The sequence below is a fragment of the Kribbella sp. NPDC049174 genome (genome assembly GCF_043197365.1).
In the GTDB taxonomy this organism is placed as follows: Bacteria; Actinomycetota; Actinomycetes; order Propionibacteriales; family Kribbellaceae; genus Kribbella.
Map to the genome: position 1 here is coordinate 890,194 of NZ_JBICSZ010000003.1, position 17,317 is coordinate 907,510.

At 68.4% G+C, this 17,317-nt stretch carries 16 protein-coding genes; 3 read left to right on the top strand and 13 right to left on the bottom strand.

Translation table 11 applies throughout. The features are described 5' to 3' along the window. Positions 1-2: 2 nt before the first annotated feature. From kdpC to kdpF, 4 genes are read right to left on the bottom strand one after another with little or no spacing between them, the layout of a single operon-like run. Positions 3-635 carry a K(+)-transporting ATPase subunit C gene (gene kdpC / locus ACGFIF_RS21665; RefSeq protein ID WP_393156692.1) on the bottom strand — a complete coding sequence of 211 codons (633 nt, stop codon included), beginning with the start codon at positions 633-635 and terminating at the stop codon, positions 3-5. Positions 636-648: 13 nt separating this feature from the next. Next, positions 649-2,685: a potassium-transporting ATPase subunit KdpB gene (gene kdpB / locus ACGFIF_RS21670; protein ID WP_393156818.1), complete on the bottom strand. Its 2,037-nt coding sequence runs from the start codon at positions 2,683-2,685 to the stop codon at positions 649-651. Positions 2,686-2,723: 38 nt separating this feature from the next. Then, on the bottom strand, positions 2,724-4,385 hold the full coding sequence (gene kdpA, locus ACGFIF_RS21675) for a potassium-transporting ATPase subunit KdpA (protein ID WP_393156693.1): 1,662 nt from the start codon (positions 4,383-4,385) through the stop codon (positions 2,724-2,726). Continuing rightward, on the bottom strand, positions 4,385-4,474 hold the full coding sequence (gene kdpF / locus ACGFIF_RS21680) for a K(+)-transporting ATPase subunit F (protein ID WP_328524526.1): 90 nt from the start codon (positions 4,472-4,474) through the stop codon (positions 4,385-4,387). Before kdpF ends, kdpA begins: the two co-directional genes overlap by 1 nt. A 311-nt stretch (positions 4,475-4,785) precedes the next feature. Between kdpF and ACGFIF_RS21685 the strand changes: the two genes are divergently transcribed. Next, entirely contained in the window at positions 4,786-5,418 is a 633-nt protein-coding gene (locus ACGFIF_RS21685) for a hypothetical protein (protein ID WP_393156694.1), read from the top strand. On the opposite strand, the gene ACGFIF_RS21690 is transcribed toward ACGFIF_RS21685, so the two are convergent. The 6 genes from ACGFIF_RS21690 to ACGFIF_RS21715 form a co-directional block, all read right to left on the bottom strand. Beyond that, positions 5,415-6,218 (bottom strand): PhzF family phenazine biosynthesis protein, encoded by an 804-nt coding sequence (locus ACGFIF_RS21690; RefSeq protein WP_393156696.1) that lies wholly within the window; start codon positions 6,216-6,218, stop codon positions 5,415-5,417. The two genes, ACGFIF_RS21685 and ACGFIF_RS21690, sit on opposite strands and share 4 nt — an antisense overlap. Positions 6,219-6,279: 61 nt before the next feature. Beyond that, positions 6,280-6,675 carry a RidA family protein gene (locus ACGFIF_RS21695; protein ID WP_393156697.1) on the bottom strand — a complete coding sequence of 132 codons (396 nt, stop codon included), beginning with the start codon at positions 6,673-6,675 and terminating at the stop codon, positions 6,280-6,282. Positions 6,676-6,813: 138 nt separating this feature from the next. After that, the gene (locus ACGFIF_RS21700) at positions 6,814-7,137 is read right to left on the bottom strand and encodes a GNAT family N-acetyltransferase (protein WP_393156698.1); all 324 of its coding nucleotides are present in this window, start codon (positions 7,135-7,137) and stop codon (positions 6,814-6,816) included. Then, positions 7,061-7,405 carry a hypothetical protein gene (locus ACGFIF_RS21705; protein WP_393156699.1) on the bottom strand — a complete coding sequence of 115 codons (345 nt, stop codon included), beginning with the start codon at positions 7,403-7,405 and terminating at the stop codon, positions 7,061-7,063. The genes ACGFIF_RS21700 and ACGFIF_RS21705 overlap by 77 nt, the downstream gene beginning before the upstream one ends. A gap of 154 nt (positions 7,406-7,559) precedes the next feature. Next, a complete protein-coding gene (locus ACGFIF_RS21710; protein ID WP_393156701.1) occupies positions 7,560-8,123 on the bottom strand; it encodes a cysteine dioxygenase in 564 nt (187 codons plus the stop codon). Then, positions 8,120-9,025 carry an amidohydrolase family protein gene (locus ACGFIF_RS21715; protein WP_393156702.1) on the bottom strand — a complete coding sequence of 302 codons (906 nt, stop codon included), beginning with the start codon at positions 9,023-9,025 and terminating at the stop codon, positions 8,120-8,122. The genes ACGFIF_RS21710 and ACGFIF_RS21715 overlap by 4 nt, the downstream gene beginning before the upstream one ends. Positions 9,026-9,132: 107 nt before the next feature. Between ACGFIF_RS21715 and ACGFIF_RS21720 the strand changes: the two genes are divergently transcribed. After that, positions 9,133-10,140, top strand: coding sequence for a LacI family DNA-binding transcriptional regulator (locus tag ACGFIF_RS21720; protein WP_393156704.1), 1,008 nt, complete (start codon positions 9,133-9,135; stop codon positions 10,138-10,140). A 190-nt stretch (positions 10,141-10,330) separates the two neighbouring features. Here the strand turns inward: ACGFIF_RS21720 and ACGFIF_RS21725 are convergent, their stop codons facing one another. From ACGFIF_RS21725 to ACGFIF_RS21735, 3 genes are all read right to left on the bottom strand, one after another. Continuing rightward, entirely contained in the window at positions 10,331-13,237 is a 2,907-nt protein-coding gene (locus ACGFIF_RS21725) for a M36 family metallopeptidase (RefSeq protein WP_393156705.1), read from the bottom strand. Positions 13,238-13,330: 93 nt separating this feature from the next. Beyond that, positions 13,331-14,329, bottom strand: coding sequence for a hypothetical protein (locus tag ACGFIF_RS21730; protein ID WP_393156706.1), 999 nt, complete (start codon positions 14,327-14,329; stop codon positions 13,331-13,333). Between the two features lie 119 nt (positions 14,330-14,448). After that, positions 14,449-15,651, bottom strand: a complete 1,203-nt coding sequence (locus ACGFIF_RS21735) for a hypothetical protein (RefSeq protein ID WP_393156707.1) — start codon at positions 15,649-15,651, stop codon at positions 14,449-14,451. Positions 15,652-15,961: 310 nt separating this feature from the next. On the opposite strand from ACGFIF_RS21735, the gene ACGFIF_RS21740 reads away from it, so the two are divergent. Then, positions 15,962-17,254 (top strand): ABC transporter substrate-binding protein, encoded by a 1,293-nt coding sequence (locus ACGFIF_RS21740; protein ID WP_393156709.1) that lies wholly within the window; start codon positions 15,962-15,964, stop codon positions 17,252-17,254. Positions 17,255-17,317 lie beyond the last annotated feature (63 nt).

Here is a 17,317-nt window from a genome sequence, read left to right on the forward strand (position 1 = left end):
GGTCAGCTCAGCGCGGCCAGCGCGTTGTTGAGCGTGACCACATTCACCCGGGGTTCACCGAGGAAGCCCAGCGTGCGACCCTCGGTGTTCTCCGTCACCAACTCCTGGACCTTGGCCACGTCCAGGCCACGTTCCCGCGCGACCCGGTCGACCTGCAGAGCGGCGTACGCCGGGCTGATGTTCGGGTCGAGGCCGCTGCCGCTGGCGGTCACCGCGTCCGGCGGGACCTGGGACGGGTCCACCCCCTCGAGTTCGGCGACCGCCTGCTTCCGCTCCTCGATCGCCGCGAGCAGGTCGGCGTTGTTCGGGCCGTAGTTCGACCCCGCGCTGCCCATCGCGTCGTAGTCGACCGCGGACGGCCGGGTCTGGAACCACTTCGGGTCCGCGACCATGATCGCGTTGCCGTCGGCATCCTTCTTTCCGCTGTCCATCGTGTACGCCTGGCCGATCAGGCCGGAGGCCACGTCCTTGCCGTCGACCTGGACGATCGAGCCGTTCGCGTTGTCGTTGAAGACCGCCTGGGCCACGCCGGTCATCACCAGCGGGTAGGCGAGGCCGAGGACGACCGTGAAGAACAGCAGGGCCCTGAGTGCGACCCCGAACTGCCGGACGGAGCCGGGGAGATTGCTTGCCATGAACGACTACCTTTCAGCGGATCCCGGGGATCAGGGAGATCACCAGGTCCAGGAGTTTGATACCGATGAACGGGGTGACCAGGCCGCCGACGCCGTACAGGAGCAGGTTGCGGCGCAGCATCGCCGACGCGGAGGACGGCTTGTACCGCACACCGCGCAGGGCCAGCGGGACCAGCGCCACGATCACCAGCGCGTTGAAGACGATGGCCGACACGATCGCCGACTCCGGCGAGTGCAACTGCATGATGTTCAGCTTGTCCAGGCCCGGGTACGCCGCCGCGAACAGCGCGGGCAGGATCGCGAAGTACTTGGCCACGTCGTTCGCGATCGAGAACGTGGTCAGCGATCCGCGGGTGATCAGCAACTGCTTGCCGATCTCGACGATCTCGATCAGCTTGGTCGGGTTGGAGTCGAGGTCGACCATGTTGCCGGCCTCCTTCGCGGCCGACGTACCGGAGTTCATCGCCACGCCGACATCGGCCTGCGCGAGCGCCGGCGCGTCGTTGGTGCCGTCACCGGTCATCGCGACCAGCCGGCCGCCCTCCTGCTCCTTCCTGATCAGCGCCATCTTGTCCTCGGGCGTCGCCTCGGCCAGGAAGTCGTCGACCCCGGCCTCCTCGGCGATCGCCTTCGCGGTCAGCTGGTTGTCACCGGTGATCATCACGGTCCGGATGCCCATCGCGCGCATCTGGTCGAACCGCTCCCGCATGCCTTCCTTGACCACGTCCTTGAGGTGGATGACGCCGAGTGCGCGGGCCTTCCCATCGATGCTCTCAGCAACGACCAGCGGCGTACCGCCGGAGGCCGAGATCCCGTCGACGACGGCACCGAGCTGCGGAGTTGTGGTCCCGCCCTGGTTGCCGATCCAGGCGTTGACCGCCCCGGCCGCACCCTTGCGGACCTGCCGGCCGTCCACGTCCACGCCGCTCATCCGCGTCTGCGCGGTGAACTCGACGAACGTTGCGTGCGGCAACTCTCCGGTGTGCCGCTCGCGCAGCCCGTACCCGGTTTTCGCCAGGACGACGATCGATCGGCCCTCCGGCGTCTCGTCGGCCAGGCTGCTCAGCTGAGCCGCATCGGCCAGCTCGGTGTCCGTCACTCCCTCGACCGGGATGAACTCCGCCGCCTGCCGGTTCCCCAGCGTGATCGTTCCGGTCTTGTCCAGCAGCAGCGTGTTCACGTCACCCGCCGCCTCGACCGCACGACCTGACATGGCCAGCACGTTGCGCTGGACCAGCCGGTCCATCCCGGCGATGCCGATGGCCGACAACAGCGCGCCGATCGTGGTCGGGATCAGGCAGACCAACAAGGCCACCAGGATCACGATGCTCAGATCGGTCTTCGCGTACGTCGCGAACGTCGGCAGCGTCACGGTCGCGACCATGAACACGATCGTCAGGCTGGCCAGCAGGATGTTCAGCGCGATCTCGTTCGGCGTCTTCTGCCGCGACGCGCCCTCGACCAGCGCGATCATCCGGTCGATGAAGCTCTCACCGGGTTTGGTGGTGATCTTCACGACGATCCGGTCCGACAGCACCTTGGTCCCGCCGGTGACCGCACTGCGGTCGCCGCCGGACTCCCGGATGACCGGGGCTGACTCGCCGGTGATGGCCGACTCGTCGACGCTGGCGACACCCTCGACGACGTCACCGTCGCCCGGGATGATCTGGCCGGCCTCGACCACCACGAGGTCGCCGAGCTGCAACTGCGTGGCCGGCACCTCCTCCTCGCGGTCACCGATCAGCCGCCGGGCGGTCGTCTCGGTCTTGGCCCGGCGCAGCGTCTCGGCCTGGGCCTTGCCCCGGCCCTCCGCGACCGCCTCGGCCAGGTTGGCGAAGATCACGGTCAGCCAGAGCCAGACCACGATCCACCAGACGAACACACTGGAGTCGGTGAAGGCCAGGATCGTCGATGCGAGCGCGCCCACCTCGACCACGAACATCACCGGGTTCTTCACCATCACCCGCGGGTCGAGCTTGCGCAGCGCGTCCGGCAGGGAGGTCAGCAGCATCTTCGGGTCGAACAGACCCGACGGTGCCTTCTTCGCCACCTTCTCCGCAGCCGGAGGAGGGGTCTTCACGAGCGTGGTCACAGTCCCTCCGCGAGGGGTCCGAGGGTGAGAGCGGGGAAGTAGGTCAGCCCGGTGACGATGATCACGACACCGACCAGCATCGTCACGAACAGCGCCTTGTGAGTGGGCAGCGTGCCCTGGGTCACCGGCACCGGCTGCTGTCGCGCGAACGAGCCGGCCAGCGCGAGCACCAGCACGATCGGCACGAACCGGCCGAGCAGCATCACGATCCCGAGGGCGGTGTTGTAGAACGGGATGTTCGCGCTGATCCCGGCGAACGCGCTCCCGTTGTTGTTACCGGCCGAGGTGAACGCGTACAGCACCTCGGAGAAACCGTGCGGACTGTCGGTGTTCCAGATCGACGCCCGCGCCACCGCCAGGCCCATCGCGATCGAGGCACCGGCCAGAACCAGCGTCGGCGTGGTCAGGATGTACAGCGAGACGAGTTTCATCTCGCGCGCGGTGATCTTCTTCTTCAGGTACTCCGGTGTCCGGCCGACCATCAGTCCGGCCACGAAGACCGTGAGGATGGCGAGCACCAGCATGCCGTAGAGCCCGGTCCCCGTCCCGCCCGGCGACACCTCGCCGAGCATCATGTGGAAGAGCGTCGTACCGCCGCCGAGGGCGGTGTAGGAGTCGTGCATCGAGTTGACCGCACCGGTCGACGTACCGGTGGTCGAGGACGCGAAGAGGGCGGACGCCCATTCGCCGAAGCGGGTCTCCTTGCCCTCCATCGCGGCACCCGCGGCCTGCGTCGCCGTACCGGCGCCCTGGTTCTCGAAGAAGGTGACCGAGAAGGTGAAGGCCGCCCACAGGACGCCCATCACCCCGAGGATCGCGTAGCCCTGCCGCTTGTCCTTGACCATCAGGCCGAAGGTGCGCGTGATGCACACCGGGATCAGCAGCAGCAGGAAGATCTCGAACAGGTTGGACAGCGGGTTCGGGTTCTCGAACGGGTGCGCCGAGTTCGCGTTGTAGAAGCCGCCGCCGTTGGTGCCGAGTTCCTTGATCACTTCCTGGCTCGCGACCGGGCCGCCGGGGATGGTCTGCGTCTGGCCGACCACCGAGGTGACCTCGTGGCCGCTGGAGAAGTTCTGTACGACGCCGGTCGCGACCAGCACCAGGGTGCCGATGATCGCGATCGGGAGCAGGACCCGCAGCGTGGTCCGGGTCAGGTCGACCCAGAAGTTGCCGAGCCGATCGGTCTTGCTCCGGGCGAAGCCGCGGATCACCGCGATCGCGACACAGATGCCGACCGCCGCGGAGAGGAAGTTCTGTACGGCGAGGCCGGCGAACTGGACCAGGTGGCCCATCGTGACCTCAGGAACGTACGACTGCCAGTTGGTGTTCGCGACGAACGACGCGGCGGTGTTGAACGCCAGTCCAGACTCGACCCCGGGCAGATCGTTGGACAGCGGCAGCTGGGCCTGGAGCCGCTGGAGCAGATAGAGCAGGATGAGGCTGAGGGCGGAGAAGGCGATCACGGATCGGGCATAGACGGCCCAGGTCTGATCGGCGCGCGCGTCGACCCCGAGCAGCTTGTAGGCGCCGCGCTCGATCCGCAGGTCCTTGTCGGACGTGTAGACCCGGGCCATGTAGCCCCCCAGCGGCCGGTACACGGCGGCCAGGAGCGCGACGAGGAGGCCGACCTGCAACAGGCCGGCTGCGGTGTCGGACATCAGAACCTCTCGGGGAAGATCAGGGCGGCGACGAGGTAGAGGATCAGAGCCGCGGCGACCACCAGGCCGGCGATGTTCTCGGCGCTCACAACTTCTCCACTCCACGCAGCGCGAACCAGACGGCCGCGAAGACGACAACGGTGACGGCGAGGTAGATGACGTCAGACATGACGGCGCCACCTCACGCAGAAAGTGCTCATGAGCCCACTGCACACCGCTCGTTGCCCGCTCAGGAGTGTTCTCACAGGCCTCTCACACCGGCTCTCGCAGCTCTCACGGACCTCTCACGGGTACTGATTCCGACAGCTATCTTTGGGTGGGACTTCGTCTCAGCCCGCCGAGTCCGCATACTTACGCCTGGCAATCACGCCCCCACAGACAGACAAGGGAAGAACAGCTAGTGACTTCAGTGGACGAACAGCCGATCACGGCACCTGCAGAGCAGTTCTTCTCCGCGGAGACGCGGGAGGCGCTCGTCGAGGCGAGCCGCCGGCTGGCGGAGCGTCTCCAGGCCCACACCGAGGCCCTGCTGGCGATGACCGGCGACGAGGAGCAGGCCGCGCTCTACGAGCAGAACGCCGCCCTCGAGGAGCTCGTCGAAGGCTGGAACGACGCCGTCTTCGAGCACACCGGTACGGCGCCGCTGCTGCTGGAGGACAGCGCCGACGACGAGGACGACGAAGCGGTCGAGCAGGACCACGTGATCAGCGTGGTGTCCCGGTTCGACCTGCGCGTGGTCGACCTGGACGCGCTGATCGAGGCCGGCCGGGCCGCGCAGGAACGGCACCCGGCCGAGCTGGACGAGGGCGGCGAGCAGGAGCCGGTCGACTCGGCCGAGCAGGCGATCTACGAGATCAGCCGTGAGGTCGGCGAGGCGTGGTTCGAGCTGCCCGGGATCGAGATGGTGGCCGGCGCGCGGGCGTACGTCGTACCGGAGCATCCGTTCGAGGCGCTGGACGCGGACGCCGAGGACGTCGTCACCGAACTCATCGCCCCGAACGGCGTCGCCACCCACGCCGAGACCTGGGCCTAGAGCAGTAGCTCACCGTCCAGGGTGGTGACCGCGTTGCCGCTCAGGGAGACGCGGTCGCCGGCCGCGGTGACATGCAGGACCCCGCCTCGGGCGGACGCCTGGTAGCCGACCAGTTCGTTCCGTCCGAGGCGCCCGGCCCAGTACGACGCCAGCGCGGTGTGCGCACTGCCACAGACCGGATCCTCGGCGATCCCGGCGGCCGGTGCGAAGAACCGCGAGACGAAATCGAAGTCGTGTGCCGGCGCCGTCACGATGGTGCCGCGATTGTGGTCGCGCAGGTTGACCACCTCGAGCCCGCCGATGTCCGGCGTGAGCTCCCGGACGGCGGCCTCATCCGGCAGGACCACGAGTACGTCGGTCAGCGCACCGGTGCTGTGGACACTCTCCGGCTTCGCGCCGAGCGCCTCGACCAATCCCTCCGGCACGTCGATCTCCGTCGTACGCGAGATCGGGAAGTCGAGGGTGATCCCCGCACCCAGTGCCGCGGTCAGGATCCCGCTCCGCGTGCTGAATCGGACCTTCCCGCTGACCAGACGGTCGCCGGCCAGGACATGCGCGGTCGCGAGCGTCGCGTGCCCGCACATGTCCACCTCGATCGCCGGCGTGAACCAGCGCAGGTCCCAGTCCGCGTCGGCCTGACCCGACGGTCGCACGAACGCGGTCTCGGACAGGTTCATCTCCGCCGCCACCGACTGCATCCAGTCCGCCTCCGGCCACTCACCGGCCGCCAGCACGCACACCGCCGCCGGGTTCCCGCTGAAGGCACGCTCCGCGAACGCGTCGACCACTCTGATCCTCATACGCCGACGCTAAGCGGCCTGTTCGGCTGATTCCATAGCCACTCGGCAGCCGGTGGATCGGTCAGGCCATCGCGACGGCTTCGATCTCCAGCAGCCAGTTCTCGGCGTAGATGTCGCAGATGATGATGGTGAGGGCCGGCGCGTGCTCGCCGAGAACCTCCTCGCGGATCTTCGAGTTGATCGCGCGGTACTGCCGGTCCGACAGGTACGTCGTCACCTTGACCAGGTTCCGCACTCCCATACCGGCCTCGGCGAGCACGGCGAGCACGTTCCGCCAGACCATCCGGCACTGCGCCTCGAAGCTCTCCGGCACCCGCCCGTGCTCGTTGCCCCACGGCACCTGACCGCTGACGAACACCATCCGCTGGGCACCGTCCACCTGCACGCCGTGCGTGTAGTTGCCCGCAGCCGCCGGCAGGATCGCCGGGTTCAACGGCTCGATCGCAAGCTCCGCCATCCGTGAATCCCCCTCCACTCCCTCTGTTTCCCGCCCCCGGGTGTCAGTACTGCATCATGTCTACCCTGCCGACCCCCAACCGCCCACCCACAGGGCCGGATCGATGAGCAACCGACAAACAAGTGACATGCGCGGGTTTCAGGCCTTCAGGGACTTCTCGAACCAGTGATGGGCGTAGGGCTCGGTGTTGAAGGCGGGGACCTCGGTGTAGCCCGCGGCGCGGTAGAGCCCGATCGCCTCGACCAGGCTCCGGTTGGTCTCGAGCCGTCCGACGCTCGCACCCCGAGCGGCCACCTCGCGCTCGAGCTCGGCGAGCAGCCGGCGACCGAGGCCGAGGCCGCGTGCCTCGGGTGAGACCCACATCCGCTTGATCTCCGCGGGTTCCTCACCGTGCAGCTTCAGCGGGCCGCACCCGACCGGCTCCGAGTGCAGGGTCGCGACCAGCAGCAACCCGGCGGGCAACGTCAGCTCGGCATTGTCCGGCCGAGATGCTCCGCGTGTGATCGAAGTCGAACCGCTCGCCGAGCTCATCGAAGTACGCCCGCAAGCAGTACTGCGCATCCGGCCGCCGCGGATCGACGATCCCGACCTCCACCATCGACGCGGTCAGCAACCGCGACACGTCCTCCATCGCAGCGACCAACCGCTCCCGCTGCCGCTCACTCAGCGGCGCCAGGATCGACGCGGCCAACTCGTCGGACCGCTCATCCAGCACCCGCCGGTCAGCCACCCCCTGCTTCGTCAGCCGCGCGATCCGAACCCGCCCGTCATCCCCACTCGCCTCGACCCGAGCCAGCCCGTAACCACCCGATTGAACTCCCGAACCACCGCGATCCCCATCCTCTGACTTTGGTCAGAGAATGGGGATCGCGGGAGAGGTTCTGTCAGTCGAGGGGGCGGAGTTCGTCGGCGTAGGAGACGGAGACTCGGCGGAGGACTCCGTCCTTGACCGAGTACTGGCCCATCCGCCACAGGGGTGGGCTGTAGGCGTGGACGGTGACGCTGCCCTTGTCGAGGCCGGTGAGGCGGTGGATGTGGTCGGGGCCGAAGCCGTAGACGTCGCCGGACTCCACCTCGGTCTCGATCGACTCGGTGCCGATGGCCAGGTTGTGCTCGACGAGCTTCCCGCGCGCGACCGCGACCGCACCGGACGAGACGTCGTGGTCGTGCCAGCCGGTGTCGTTGACCGGCGTCCAGCAGATCAGCCAGACGTCGACGTTGGCGTCGCGGTGCAGCGAGGCGAAGACGCGCTCCTCGTCGCTGTAGGCGACCTTGTCCTCCCACAGGTGCGGCTGGGCGGCGATCGACGCGGCGAGCTCGGACAACTCGGTGGGATCGAGGTCCCGGCCCGGAAGGTTGTCCAGCGACAGACAGTTGTTGAGCTCCACGAGCCGGCTGGCTTGGCGCGCTGGGACGACTGGGACGTCGGTGATGGGCTGAGCAGTCACTGCACTCCCCTCTCAGGAGATGGTTGGCCGGCCCCGTACAGGAGCCGGTGTGGATTGTCGTGGCGGATCACCGCGGTCGCGGCGGCGCCTTGGCGGTGGTCGGTGATCCCGGCGTACGGCCGGTCGGTGCCGTGCACGACCTGGTCGATGCCGAGGATCCGCGCGACCGCGTCGATGCCCTGCGGGCCGTAGCTCGAGGTGTCGACGTACAGGTTGGGGTCGATGGTGCCGAGCCGGCCGCCGCGAGCGGCCAGCCGTTCGTGGTGCACGGGTGCGAGCCCGGCCGCGGCGACGAAGCACAGCCGCAACCGAGGGAACTCGTGCCGGCCGCCGTACGCGTGCCAGGCCCACCACGCGGCCTGCAGCTGGTTGGCGTAGTCGACGACCGGGGCCCACCAGCCGGGAGCCGCCTCGACCGGCTGGGCGATGCCGGGGTGGACGAGGAGCGGCTTGTTCAACCGCTCGAGCAGGCCGAGGAGCTCACCCTGCGCGGCCCAGCCGGCTGGCGTACCGATGACATGCGCGGGCAGCTGCAGACCAAGGAACCCCGTGCTCAGCAGGGATTCCAGACCTGGCAGGTCAGGCTCAAGAAGACTGACAGACGCCCACGCCTTGAAGGGCTCCGGCAGTGCGGCAGCGCCGATGTGCCACGCGTCGAGGAGCGCGAGATCGCCGAGCTGCTCGACGCCGAGCGGACTCGACAGCGACACGGCGGCAAGCGTCGTGCCGACGTCCTGCTCCACAGCGACCCGCTTGTCGATCGCATGTGCCGCCGGGTCGATCTCGCACGGCGCCTCGGTCGCGGTGTGCAGCGTCCAGCCGTCGAGGTACGGCGCGGTGTCGCGAGCCCGGAGCCGATCGACGAACTCTGCCGGCCACAGGTGCTGGTGGACGTCGATCACGGCCCCTCCTCCCGATCAAATTGAAGCGCTTCAGGATGTTCTGAGTGAAGCGCTTCAAAGCCCCCGTTGTCAAGTTTCTGTCCGAGCCACGGGCTAGGGTTCGACCCATGTCCGGAAACGGCCGGAGGCCAACCCTCAAGGACATCGCCGCGGAGACCGGTCTCTCGATGGCGGCCGTGTCCTACGCGCTGCGCGGCCTGCACGGGACGCCGGAGACCAGACAGCGGGTCCAGGACGCCGCCGATCGGCTCGGCTACCAGGCCGACCCGGTCGCCCGGGCGCTCGCCTCCGGCCGCAGCGGCTCGGTCGGCGTGCTCTGCGCATCCCTGGAAGACCTGTGGCAGCAGCGTCTCGCCGCCGCGCTCGGCCGGGAGCTGCTGGCGCCGGACCGGAACGCCTGGATCATCGACTCGGCCGGCGACGCGAACCGGCAACTCGAGCTCGCCCAGCACCTGGTCGACCACCGCGCCGACGCGATCGTGGTGATCCCGATCAACCCGGCCGCGAAGGGCTGGGCCAGGATCGCCCAGCAGACGCCGGTGATCGCGATCGGTGACGCGCTGCCGGGTGCGAAGGCGAAGTCCGAGGTGATCTTCGACAACGAGAACGGCGTCAGTACGGCGCTGGGCCGGCTGGCCGACGCGGGTCATCGGACGGTGGCGATGCTCAGCCCGTCGAGCCGCTTCGAGACCGAGCGACCGGCCGAGGAGATCGCCCAGCTGGTCGCGTCCAGGCTGAAGCTGAAGCTCCGCATCGTCTCGTCCCCACACGATCTGGCCGGCGCCACCAGGGTCGCCCGCGACCTGCTCAGCGACAGTCCGCGGCCGACCGGCATCCTGGCCCTCGCCGACTCGCTGGCCTACGGCGTGTACGCCGCCAGCCGCGAGCTCGGCCTCCGCATCCCCGAAGACCTCTCCCTGCTCGGGTACGACGACCAGCCACTGTCCCAGCTGCTCACGCCGCCACTGTCCACCTTCCACTGGCCGCTCGATGAGCTGGTCGCCGACGTCGTGGCCCGGGTGACCTCTGCCGTCGACACCAACCGCCGCGTCCGTCGTACCACCGTCGCGCCGACCCTGATCGAGCGTGGCTCGGTTGCCGCCCCGCCCACCTGAGCGTGACGACGACCTCTGAGCCACAGCATCCACACCCGCGAAACTAGACTAATTCACTGCACTTACTTCCCGCTGTCCATCATGTGGAAAGCCGGAAAGCCGGACGGCCGGAAGGCCGGTCGAGCGGGTGCTCGGCCGGAAGGCCGGTCGAGCGGGTGCTCGGCCGGCCTTCGCGGGGTGGTACTGCGGGTTACTTCGTGCCGAAGACCTGGAGTTCGGTCATGTCGGTGAACTGGCAACCGCCGAAGGCGCCGGCCGGGCAGTTCGTGGCGAAGTCGGGCACCTGCGGGCTGAGCATCCAGAACCGCACGTACTGGACCCCGCTCGCGTTGCCGGTCGGGGTGACCAGGTTGTACTTGCCCCGGTTCGCCGCGGTGAACTCACCCTCCTGGGCGGTCGCCCAGGTGGTGCCGTCGGCCGAGGTCTCGATCCGGTACTTGCCGGTCGAGGAGCTGCCCGGGTCACCACAGGTGTTCGACGGGTCGACGTTGAACGCGCTGACGTTGACCTTCTCGGGAAGCTTGATGTCGATGTGCTTCTCGACCATCACGTTCGTCGGCGTCGCGTTGTCGTCACCGGTGGTGCTGCCCCAGCCGGTGCCCTGGGCGTTGTCGATCGCGTAGTCCGGACCGCACTGCGGGCTGTAGTCCGGCCCGTTGAAGTCGACCACGGAACCACCACCGGAGGCGGCGGCCCAGTTGCGACGCGGCTCGAAGCTCGCCGTGGCACCGGTCTTGACGGTGACGGGCTGGACGATCAGCTCGTAGCCCGGCGCGGACACGACGACCTTCGGGTAGGTGCCCGGGGCAACACCGGTGATGCTGAACTTGCCGGACGCGTCGGTGGCGTCGGCGTAGTCACCCGCGTAGCCGGAGGCGTGACCGCCGATGTAGACCAGCGCACCGGCCACCGGAGCACCGGTGTCCTTGTCCTTCACCGTCCCGGTCAGCGTGGTGGTCGTGCCCTTCGGCGGCTTGTGGAAGTCCTCCGCCGGGAAGGCGTCACCACCGTCGACGACACCGGCGTACCAGCCCATGCCGCGGTTGGCGAACACGGTCCAGATGATGTCGGCGTTCTTGCCGCCGCTGGCGACCAGGTCGGCCTGCACGATCGCGTTGCGCATGTCGAGCATGGTCGGGTCGTTCGGCGACAGCTCCATCGCGCGGGTGATGATGCTCATCGCGTAGCTGCGGCCGAAGCGCTCCCGCAGGTCCCACAGCGTCTGCGCCCAGACCTCACCGGACGCGTGCACCTCGGGCGTCCCGCCGATGGTCGGGAAGTCGCCGTAGGTGTAGCCGCCCTTCGATCCGTCCAGCGCGACGCAGTTCGGGGCGATCGACTTGACCCGGCAGTCGTTCGCCTGGGTGCGGATCGTGCCGCCGCCGGTGACGTACTTGCCCTCGAGGATCTCGCCCGGGGCCGTGGTGTCCTTCTCCAGGCCGTGCGAGACCAGGTAGTCCAGCGCGTAGAAGTCGCTCCAGGCCTCACCCATCGAGCCGGCCTGGATGCTGTTCAGCGTCGAGTTGCCGGTCGCGTCGACGACCAGGCGGTTGGACAGACCGTGGGTGTACTCGTGATACAGGATGTCGGCCGCGTTGGACGAACTGGTGGCCACGGTCGTGTTGTCGCCCGGCGTGCCGAACAGGTACATCTGCATCGTCGGCGGGATGCCGTCCGGCGGGGTGTTCATGTTCGCGTTGTTGACGTGGTTGGCGTCCGGTCCGCCGTTGGCACCGGTGGCCGCGCCGTCCAGGGCGTTCAGCAGCACCGGGTCGCCGCCCGCGGCGTCGAACGAGCCGGCCGCCGGGGTGAAGCTGATCGGCGGCTTGGCCAGCCAGTCGTGGAAGTTGCTGGCCAGGTAGAACCCGTTGGTGACGTCCTGGTTCATGTTGGTCTTCCAGGAGTCCGGCTTGGCCGGGTCCCAGGAGCAGACGAACGTCGCCGAGCAGATCGTCGAGGCGTTCGGGAACGGCGTCAGCTTGTACTCGGCCGCGGTCTTGGTGCCGGGCACCTTGACCGTCTCGCCGGCGTTCGGCTGGTTGTCGTCGTTCACGTCGGCCCAGGCGGCGACCGACGTACCCTCGAGCAGGGTCTTGGCGTTCTTCGGCAGCCACTTGTTGTAGATCAGGTTCTCGACCCGCTGCGTGCCGCCCTTGGCGGCACCCGGGTAGTTGTCCTGGACCAGGGCGTCGCCGACACCCTCGCTGGACAGGTTCCGGCGGTAGAGCAGGCCGCCGGTCTGGGCGTCGATCACGTGCGTGTAGATCTTGGTGCCGCCGGTGTTGACGTACGTCATCCAGCCCTTGCGCAGCCCGTCGGCGGTGTGGAACCACACCTGCTTGACGACGTCGCCGTTGCTGAACTTGGTCTCGGCGCCGGCGGTCTTCGCGGTCGCCGACTTCGCCGTACCGCCGATGTCCTCGGCCGCGGCGCTGCGAGCCGCCGCCGCGGTGAGCCTCGGCGCGGCCGCGGCGGACCGGGCCTGCGCCTGGGAGGTGAGGCCGGCCACCGGGGCGCCCATGACCGAGATCAGCTGGCCGTTCTTGGTGACGTTGGCCTTCAGGCCGTTGCCGAACACCTCGATACCGTCGACCACCTGGGTCCAGAAGACGTGGTGGGTGCCGAGGTCGTCGACGTAGTCCTTGCGCAGCTTCAGCGTGGCCAGGTCGGCCTCGGAGAGCTTGAAGACCTCGGGGTGCGCCTTGACGTAGTCCAGCGCGATGTCCCGGGCCTTCTTGGCGCTCTTGCCGGTCAGGAAGCCGTCGAGCTTGGTCACCTGGGCCGGGGTGCCGGTGTTCGGGTCCACCTCGACGACACCTTGGGTGCCGAGCGAGTTGCGGAACTTCTCCGACGCCGCGGTCTCCTTACCGGCCACCTTGGCGGCGCGGGCATATGTGGTCTTGGCGCTCGGGGTGCGGGCGTCGTAGTTGCCCTTCTGTTCCCGGCCGCCGAGTTTCTCGCCCTGTGCCGCCTTGCCCTGGTCCGGGCCGGCGGTCTGCGCGGCCGTGGCGCCGCCGGCGGCGGTCACGACCAGCACAGTGGCGGCGGAGACGGCGGTGGCTGCCAGGAGCCCCCGCCCTCTGCGTGATGAGATCACAGCAACGCTCCATGGAGTTGTGTGCGCGGATCGCCCTCCACGACCCGTCCGGGGGTGACCCTAGAGCCCGACCGAGGGCCCGGGGAAGGGAAATCACCGGAATGGCGTGGAGACGAGGGATGTCCTTCGTCTGCGGCAGAGTACTAGGACCGACAGCAGAACAGTTGCACCCAGCCACGAACCGGCGAGCGTGAGTGTCGTGCCACTCGGATGGACCAGCGACTCGCCCCGCTGCGCCTGCCAGGTGACCAGCCAGATCAGCCCCGCGTACGACGCCGAGCCGACGAAGACCAACGCGGTTCGGGCACCCTCGGGACGCAGCACCGGGAACCGCCGGGCGAGCAGAACGAGGCCGACGGCAAGCAACGGGATCGCCTGCAGGGCGTGGACGCCGAGAAAGTGACCGATCCTCAAGTCGCCGCCATCGGTGCTCCAGCCGGTGATCGGCATCCCGGCGCCGCCGTCCTCGACACCCACGGAGTGCGATCCGAAGTGCAGTTGCTTCCCTGCCTCGGCAGCCTCCTGCTCCTGGGCCGGCGTGACCCGGAACATCAGGTTGCCGAGCAGCATGCCGCCGAGCGTCGTACCGAGGGCGAGCCGGATGCTCCAGCGCAGTGCCCGGTCGCCGGGCTTGTCGAACAGCAGCTGGATCGCGATCACCAGTACGGCGGCCCAGACCAGGTAGATCGTGGTCGCCATGATGTTGTGGATCAACTGGTCGGTCGGGGTCGACACGTTGAAGTGCAACTGCCGCCCGCGCACCACGACCTGTCCGGCGATGAGGACCATCTCGGCCGCCACACCGACGGCCACGACCGTGCCCATCCACCAGCCGAGCCGACGGGCCTTGGTCTGCAGGGACAGCATCCAGGCGAGGGTGATGCAGTAGATGCCCAGGCTGATGGCGAACTTCAGCGGCTTCATCCAGATCGGGTGACCGATCAGGATCCGGTCGTCGAACAGTGCGCCGCCGATCCCGACCAGGGTCATGACGGCCAGCCCGATCGAGACCGCGACCAAGGGCCGGTGCAGCCTGCTGGGCTTGTCGGGAAGAGTTGGTACGGCGTCCGGCCGGGCGGTGATCGTGGTCATGTGTCGATCCTCGGCACTGCCCTGCCGAGGATCAGGAGCGTCAGCCCCACTCGTGTGGTGGAGCTGGGCCTACCTCCAGAACGGGCGGACCCCTGTCGCGGCGGGGTCCGCCCGTTCCTTCAGAAGGCGCCGGCGCCGTTGGGGGTGCCGAGGCCGGTCGGGCCGTCCCAGCCGGTGCGGGCGTTGCACCACTGGGTCGTCGGGCAGGACCCATTGCTGCCGCTCGTGACGTCGAACAGCGAACCCGGGTGGGCGTACGGCAATGCGTTCGCGTAGCCGCTGGTGTTGCCGGACAGCGCGTAGACCGCGGCGATGATCGGCGCGGCCTCACTGGTGCCGCCGAACTGCGCCCAGGTCGACGCGGTCTTGCTGGTCGGGTAGTAGATCGCCATCCCACCCTTGCCCGGGTCGGCGGCAGCGGACACGTCCGCCATCGCCCGCTTCGAGCAGCCGGTGTTGAACGACGCGGCCGCACTCAGCGCGGTGTTGTACGTCGAACAGCCCGAACCGGCACCGCTCCACACGGTCTCGCTCCAGCCCCGGCTGTTGCTTGCAGCAACAAGCGACGTTCCGCCGACAGCGGTCGTGTACGTCGAGGAGGCCGGGTAGCTTCCGCCCTGGTAGCCGTCGTCACCGGTCGATGCGGTGACCGCGATCCCCGGGTGGTTGTAGTAGCTGCCGTACGTCGCGTCGGACGCGTCGCCACCGCCGTAGCTGTTCGAGATCGCCACCACGCCCGGCTGCTTGGACGCTGTCACGACCGCGGTCCCGAGGTCGGCGAAGCTGGCGGAGTTGGCCTGGACGACCACGATCTTCGCGTCCGGCGCAGCGGCTGAGACCGCGTCGACATCGAGGGCCTGCTCGCCGGCCCAGCCCGCGTTGAACCGCGGCAGCGACGTACCGCCGGTCTGGTTGATGATGCGCAGGCAGCCGTTGGCCGTCGTACAGGAGGACAGGCCGAACTGGGACCGGTAGACGCCGAGGTCTCGTTCGAGATTCGGGTAGCCGTAGGCGTCGACGATCGCGACCGTGCGGCCGCCGGCGCTCAGGCCGTTGAGTTTGTACGCGTCTCGCAGGCCGGCCGGGGTGAGCCCGGTCGACGGCGGTGTGGTCGAGGCCGGCGAGACGTTCTTGTCGTTCACCAACTTCTCCGCGCTGCAGGTCGCGGTGTGCGCGGCCTTGGTGGCCGAGCAAACCTTGGCGGCGTGCTTCCCGGCGGTGTAGGGGGTGGGGGCACCTTGCGCTGTCAGTCCTTGTGCTGTCAGTCCCGCGACGGCCAGTGCGCCGACGCCCAGGGCGGACACGAGAATCCGTTGCCTCAACAGAACTCCTCGAGCTGGGCAGGTCGCCGCCCACGGACCCTCTTCGAGGCCGGGGGCGGAGACCGGCATGGGTGGGGTGCTCGAAATCGTCCGCCCGCGCGGGACCCCGAATCCAGCGATCGGAGCCACGACAAATGTCATGGGTTTGAACCGCGGCCTGGCCGGTTTTTCCCGTCCTGACGGGGATTCCGGACCGGCGCCGGCCGCGAAGGTTTCCCCCCGACTTTTCCGTCACCCGCCCTTGACACGGTTTCGGCCTCCGGGCGTAAGGTGTCGAGAAATCGATTTCCCGCCTGCTGGAGGTCCACTGATGTCTCTGCTCAGCCGTCGAGGTTTCTTGCAGGCAGCGGGTGGTACGGCGCTCGCCGGCGCGCTGGCCGGATGCGGTGGCGGCAGTGACGGCGGCGGCGGGTCGTCGACGAAAGAGCTGTCGTTCGTCTACATGGGTACGGCCGAACAGCAGGCCACCTGGAACAGGCTGTTCGCCAAGTTCGGCGAGCAGCACCCGGACATCAAGCTCAAGGCCGAGGGCATCCCGCTGTCGAACTGGGGTGACTTCTTCAACAAGCTCTCCACCCGGCTGGCCGGCGGTCAGGTGCCGGACGTGATCCAGGTGGCCACCGAGGGCCAGCGGCTGTTCGCGTCCAAGGGCCTGCTCGCGCCGCTCGACGACTACATCGCCAAGGACAAGGCGGCGATCGACGAGTACTACGCCGACATGGATCCGAACCTGATCGAGTGGAACAAGAAGTACAGCTCCACCGACGGCAAGACCTATTACCTGCCGGGCGAGTTCAACACGATGTGCATGTGGTACTCCAAGGAGCTGTTCGCGAAGGCCGGCGTACCGGAGCCGACCGCCAAATGGACCTGGGACGACTTCCGGTCCGCCTGTGAGCAGATCAAGGCGAAGACCGGCGCGTTCGGGTACGCCGCGGGCCCGGAGTACTTCGCGGCGATCATGCCGTGGCTGCTCACGAACGGGACGAGCAGCTTCAGCGACGACTGGTCGAAGCCGACCTTCAACGACGCGGCGGTGATCGAGGCGGCCGAGTTCAACCGTGCCCTGGTGGCCGACAAGCTCTCGCCGCCACCGGGCGGCACGTTCGACGCGACGACCGCGGCGGCGCAGGGCAAGCTGGCGATGTTCGGCGGCGGCCGCTGGCCGATCATCAGCATCCGCAACCTCAAGGTGACGGCGAAGATGGGCATCGTGCCGTGGCCGACCAAGGTGCAGCAGGGCTCGCCGGTCGGCTGGAACGGCTACCCAATCATGAAGGCGTCGAAGAAGAAGGACGACGCCTGGACCTTCATCAAGTTCCTGATCTCCAAGGAAGGGTCGTCGTTCTTCGCCCAGCTCGGCGGCACCATCGTCCCGGCCCGCAAGTCGATCGCGAACAGTGAGTCGTTCCTGACCGACGCACCGAAGGGCACGGAGTACCTCTACCAGGCGCTGAGCTACGCGACGCCGATCCCGTCGCCGGACAAGGGCGCCGCCGTACAGAAGGCGGTGGAGGACGGCTGGAAGCAGGTGCTGACCGGCAACGCGTCGCCGGCCGACGCACTCGGCAAGGCCCAGACCGCGCTGGAGGGATTGGTCTGAGCGCCACGCAAGCGCACCGGCGGGACTGGCTGCCGGGTTACCTGTTCATCAGTCCGGCGGTCC

Coding starts and splice junctions, on each gene's coding strand:
- ACGFIF_RS21695 (WP_393156697.1), bottom strand. CDS start 6,675: ATGGCGGAGCTTGCGATCGAGCCGTTGAACCCGGCGATCCTGCCGGCG.
- kdpA (WP_393156693.1), bottom strand. CDS start 4,385: ATGTCCGACACCGCAGCCGGCCTGTTGCAGGTCGGCCTCCTCGTCGCG.
- ACGFIF_RS21720 (WP_393156704.1), top strand. CDS start 9,133: ATGTCCGGAAACGGCCGGAGGCCAACCCTCAAGGACATCGCCGCGGAG.
- ACGFIF_RS21690 (WP_393156696.1), bottom strand. CDS start 6,218: ATGAGGATCAGAGTGGTCGACGCGTTCGCGGAGCGTGCCTTCAGCGGG.
- ACGFIF_RS21740 (WP_393156709.1), top strand. CDS start 15,962: ATGTCTCTGCTCAGCCGTCGAGGTTTCTTGCAGGCAGCGGGTGGTACG.
- ACGFIF_RS21730 (WP_393156706.1), bottom strand. CDS start 14,329: ATGACCACGATCACCGCCCGGCCGGACGCCGTACCAACTCTTCCCGAC.
- kdpC (WP_393156692.1), bottom strand. CDS start 635: ATGGCAAGCAATCTCCCCGGCTCCGTCCGGCAGTTCGGGGTCGCACTC.